This is a genomic window from Micromonospora sp. NBRC 101691 (genome assembly GCF_030269285.1).
Classification (GTDB): Bacteria; Actinomycetota; Actinomycetes; order Mycobacteriales; family Micromonosporaceae; genus Micromonospora; species Micromonospora echinospora.
Genome location: NZ_BSTB01000063.1, coordinates 1 through 395, shown reverse-complemented (window position 1 = coordinate 395; position 395 = coordinate 1). Strand labels below are relative to the sequence as shown.

The 395-nt window shown below is 69.1% G+C and carries 1 protein-coding gene; it reads right to left on the bottom strand.

The genetic code is table 11. The annotated features are described in order from the left end of the window. On the bottom strand, positions 1-395 hold a 395-nt coding region (locus tag QSK20_RS31960), incomplete at both ends, for a lantibiotic dehydratase (RefSeq protein ID WP_285792328.1).

Here is a 395-nt window from a genome sequence, read left to right as displayed (position 1 = left end):
CGTCCGGGTCTGGTCCACCGCCACGAACCGCAGTTCCGACGTGTACCGGTTGCCCACGTCATCGGTCAACCACACCTGCTCCGGCGTCGGCAACATCTCCGTCACCGTCAACCGCCCACCCACATCCCGACGCGCCAGACGACGCACCGCCTTGGCGAAGATGTTCACGTACACCGGCGAGTCGAAATCCACGAAGAACGGCCTCGGCTCCCCCGGCACCGTCACAAACACCCACCGCGGCAGATCCAACCCCGCCCGCCACTGCCGCGCCCGCACGAACCGCCGCGACTCCACCCGCTCGTCCACGAACCCCAACTCACCCGCCACGAACCGCCACGACTCCCGCGCCACCACCATCCGATCCACCGTCACCCGCGGCGAGTGGTCCGCCTCGG